Here is a 4,685-nt window from a genome sequence, read left to right on the forward strand (position 1 = left end):
GTAAGGAGTGGGAGCGCAACACTGACATCGCCTATGTCTTCCAGGACGGCGTACTGAAAAACCTGGGCGTGAAATGGCGCAACGCCACACTACGTTCAACCAACTTCGGCAACGACGTTGATGAGAACCGCCTGATCGTCAGCTACACACTTCCACTGTTGTAATCACGTTCATTGAGGAGACGCAGGACGCGCTTGGATCAAGGAAGATCCAACATCGCGAGCCTCACCCACACTGTGCTGCACTGCAGAGCTTGATATGCAAGTGTTAGTTAACTGAAAGAAAAACGCTTGACCTTGCCGCCGTGGAAAGGTTGAAGATATGTCCAAGCCCAAGCAGAACCCGCCCGCCCGATGCTGGCTGGCACTACCAGTGCTCTAAATCGCCACAGTGACCAGACAATCCAGTTTATTGATCAAGTGTTCCATGGCACGTTTTATCGCTGTGTTGAGCAAAAGAGCTCTGCTAATGTTTATTCAGACACGCTAACGGCAACCGCTATGTATCGGTTTTTCTCGGTCCTGGTTTTGGTACTCAGCCTGATGCTGCCAGCTTTTGGCAGCATGCCGGCAGCTGAACCTTGCCCGATGCAAAGTGCCATGGCCGATATGGATCATGCCGGCAGTGAGGCTCCTTGCTGTGAGGACATGAGCGACACATCCAGCTCAGGCAGCAAATCCCCCTGCAAATCCGGTCAAGAATGCAATACCAGCGTTTTTCTCCAGTCTATGGCGATTAAACCCTTCGCTCCGTTGCGTGCCCTCCCGGAAACAGCGCTGATACAGCCGCTCGCTAAACGAGAACCTGCCAGTCTTTGGCGTCCCCCGCGCGTCTCCTGATGCTCTGATCTGAAATGCGCTCCGCTAAGGGAGCGTTCTGTTGTCGCCTGCATTTAGGCGGCATGGATCAATGTCATTGGAGACGAAAGCATGTCTGCTTTCCATATCGCACGCCTTGGTTGCTCAGGCGTGCTGGCTGTTGTGCTGTGGATGAGTTCATTTCTCAACGCGCAGGCTGAGCCGCTTACGTTTGCTCGCGCGCAAACCCTTGCCGAACGTATGGCCCCTGAGAATATTGCCCGGCAGGCTCAAGTCGAGTCGGCACAACAGGCTGTGCTGCCGTCGGATGCTCTACCTGATCCCAAGTTGATCCTGGGCGTGGATAACCTGCCTATTGAAGGCCCGGATCGCTACTCACTTAATCGCGACTTTATGACCATGCGCCGCATTGGCCTGATGCAGGAAATGCCTAACAGCCATAAGCGCCAGGCTCGCCGGCAACTGGCTGAAGCCACGGTTACTCGTGCCGAAGCAGAGCAACGCGCGATGGTCTTGGAGACCAAGCGGCAGACGGCGCTGAGCTGGCTCGATGTCTATTACGCAGAGCGTCGCGTTGAGCTTTTCTCTGAGTTGGATGAACAGATCACCCTGCTGCGCTCAGCTATACAGGCATTGATCGCTGGCAACTCCGCGCGATCCAGCGAGCTTCTTCAGGCCGATCAGGAAGCACTAACGCTTGAGGACCGGCGTGATGAGTTGGATCGTGATGTTGCGATTGCACGCGCCACGTTACGCCGCTGGGTAGGCGATGATGCGAGTCAGCCACTGGCCGGGACTCCACCTGCGCTTAGCTTGGAAGTACCGCACCTGCAGCATCGCCTGGGGGAACATCCAGATCTGCGGGCTGCGGCCGCCCGTGTAGGCGAAGCTAATGCTGAACTGGCCGAGGCAGTTTCCGAGAAGAAACCCGACTGGGGTGTGGAGTTCGCCTACAACAACCGTGATAACCAGTTCGGCGACATGGTGATGGTGCAGTTCACCTTTGACCTGCCCATGTTCGTCGGCACCCGTCAGGGACCCAAGATCAACGCCAAGCAACACAGCGTGGCCCAGGTGGAGGCCGAACAGGAAGTGCTGCTGCGCACTCACCAAGCCGAACTGGAAAGTGGCCTCGCCGAGTTGGCGCAGCTGCGCAAGATGTTGATCCGTACCGAACAACACCTTATCCCTTTGTCGAGCAAGCGCGTGGATCTGGAGCTTGCTGCCTACAAAGCGGGCAACAGTCAATTGGCGGCTGTGATCAATGCCCGTCGTGACCTGATCGAGGCGCAACTGCGGAAAATCGACCAACAGCGCCAGCTCAGCCAGCTCTCCGCCAGTCTGTATTACGCCTATGTGGAGGGCCTGAAATGAAAGCGCTCACTCTGAGGTATTGCCTATTGGGCCTAGCCATCGCGGCGGTTGGAACCGCTGGCGGTTTCTGGCTGGGCAAACAAAGCTCATCCCATGATCAGCTGCCAGCAGCAACATCGGAAGATCGCCAGGTGCTCTACTGGTACGACCCGATGGTGCCGACTCAGCGTTTCGAGCAGCCAGGCAAGTCTCCCTTCATGGACATGGAACTGGTGCCGAAGTATGCCGGCACTGAGCAGGATACGACCGCTCTCAGCGTGCCAGCGCAAGCAATTCAGAACCTGGGTATGCGAACTTCGGCGGTTGTACGGGCAGTACTACCGTCCGGTATCGATGCGGTAGGTTCACTGGCCTACAACCAGCGCGAAGTCGCTACGTTGCAGGCGCGCTCTGCCGGCTTTGTCGAGCGGGTATATGGCCGTGCCCCCGGAGATGTACTGCCTGCAGGAACGCCGTTGGCTGACCTGCTGATACCCGAGTGGTCTGCTGCCCAGCTTGAGTTCATCGCGGTATTGCAGAGCGGTGATGCTCGGCTGGTCGACGCCGCGCGTGAACGCCTGCGCCTGCTGGGGATGCCCAAAGGGTTGATCGATCAGGTGCAACGTACCCGTAAACCGAAGGCATTGCAGACTGTGGTCACCCCTATTGGCGGTGAGTTGCTGTCCCTGGAGGTACGCGCTGGCATGGCGGTTTCGGCAGGCCAAGACCTGGCTCGCCTCAATGGGTTGTCGAGCATCTGGCTCGATGCGGCCATCCCTGAGTCACAGGCCGCAGCGGTTGAGCTTGGCGCGCAGATCAGTGCAAGCCTAACGGCTTTTCCAGGCCAAACGCTCAAAGGCCGAGTGATTGCCCTATTGCCGAGTGCCGACGTGCAGACTCGCACGCTGACGGTACGCAGTGAACTGCCCAATCCAGAGGGCAAGTTGCGCCCCGGTATGTTTGCATCGGTGCGGCTCAATAGCGCAGACGAGCAGCCGGTGCTGCTTATTCCAAGCGAGGCGGTGATTCGCACCGGTAAACGCGCCCTGGTCATGCTGGCTGAAGGCGAAGGACGTTACCGCCCCTATGAGATTCAGGTCGGGCGGGAGGCCGATGGCCGCTTCGAAGTGCTTGCGGGCCTCTCTGAGGGGCAGGCGGTGGTTACTTCAGGGCAGTTCCTGATTGATTCGGAAGCCAGTTTACAGGGCGTGATGGCACAGGTAGGCGACCCTGTGCCCGTGCAGGCCCCACTGCATGAGGCCCAGGGTGTGATCCGCGAACTTGATGATCAAACGGTCACGCTTGAGCACGGCCCTTTCGAGAGCCTCGGTATGCCAGGCATGACCATGGTTTTTGATTTGGCCAAGCCAGAAGTCGCGGTTGGATTGAAGATAGGCGACTCCGTACGCATTGGTGTACGACAAAGCGATGCCGGATTATTCGTTGAGCAGCTCAATAAACAAGGAGCGAGCCAATGATCGCGCGCTTGATCCATTGGTCAATTGGCAACCGCATTCTGGTCTTGTTGGCGACCCTGTTTATCACTGCCTGGGGCATCTGGTCTTTACGTAGCACGCCACTAGATGCCTTACCGGACCTCTCCGACACTCAGGTGATCATCCGCACCAGCTTCCCAGGCCAGGCCCCTCAGATCATCGAGAACCAGGTGACCTACCCGCTGGCTAGCACCATGCTTTCTGTGCCTGGTGCGAAGACCGTACGTGGTTACTCGTTCTTCGGCGACTCGTTTGTCTACGTGTTATTCGAGGACGGTACCGATCTCTACTGGGCACGTTCCCGCGTGCTGGAGTACCTCAACCAGGCGCAGGATCGTCTGCCGGATGGGGTCACCACCACCCTGGGTCCCGACGCCACGGGCGTGGGCTGGATCTACCAATATGCCTTGGTGGATCGCAGCGGCAAACATGACCTCTCGCAGTTGCGCTCAGTCCAGGACTGGTTTCTTAAGTACGAGCTGAAAAGCCTACCTAACGTAGCCGAGGTCGCGACGTTAGGCGGCATGGTCAAGCAGTATCAGGTCGTGCTCGATCCGCAGAAGATGGTTGCCTACGGTGTGACTCAGCGGGAGATTGAAGCGGCATTAAAGGGGGCGAACCAGGAAACCGGGGGGGCCGTCCTTGAGTTAGCCGAGCGTGAATACATGGTGCGTGCCTCTGGCTATCTGGAAAGCCTGGAGGACTTTCGCAATGTACCGTTGCGCACGTCACCGACCGGCATACCGATTTTGCTTGGCCAGGTAGCAAGCATTCAGCTTGGCCCGGAGATGCGCCGTGGCATAGCCGAGCTAGATGGTGAAGGCGAAGTGGTCGGTGGCGTGGTGATCATGCGCTCGGACAAGAACGCTCGCGAAGTGATCAGCGCAGTAAAAGAGAAGCTGGACAGCTTGCGCGCAAGCCTACCCGCGGGAGTCGAGTTGGTGACGACCTATGACCGCTCCCAGTTAATTGATCGGGCCATAGATAACCTCAGCTTCAAGCTGCTGGAAGAGTTTGT

Annotated in this window: 4 protein-coding genes; all 4 read left to right on the top strand. The window is 57.7% G+C overall.

The window, feature by feature from the left end:
* On the top strand, positions 1 to 164 hold a 164-nt coding region (locus tag Q8O69_RS14480; protein ID WP_305592998.1), incomplete at its 5' end, for an OprD family outer membrane porin.
* Positions 165 to 929: 765 nt separating this feature from the next.
* Positions 930 to 2,192 carry a TolC family protein gene (locus Q8O69_RS14485; protein ID WP_257776559.1) on the top strand — a complete coding sequence of 421 codons (1,263 nt, stop codon included), beginning with the start codon at positions 930 to 932 and terminating at the stop codon, positions 2,190 to 2,192.
* Entirely contained in the window at positions 2,189 to 3,649 is a 1,461-nt protein-coding gene (locus Q8O69_RS14490) for an efflux RND transporter periplasmic adaptor subunit (protein WP_257776560.1), read from the top strand. The genes Q8O69_RS14485 and Q8O69_RS14490 overlap by 4 nt, the downstream gene beginning before the upstream one ends.
* Positions 3,646 to 4,685 (top strand): efflux RND transporter permease subunit (locus tag Q8O69_RS14495; protein ID WP_305592997.1); only part of this gene is annotated, 1,040 nt, incomplete at its 3' end. The genes Q8O69_RS14490 and Q8O69_RS14495, both read left to right, overlap by 4 nt.

The sequence above is a fragment of the Pseudomonas sp. genome (assembly GCF_030690725.1).
Taxonomy (GTDB): Bacteria; Pseudomonadota; Gammaproteobacteria; order Pseudomonadales; family Pseudomonadaceae; genus Aquipseudomonas.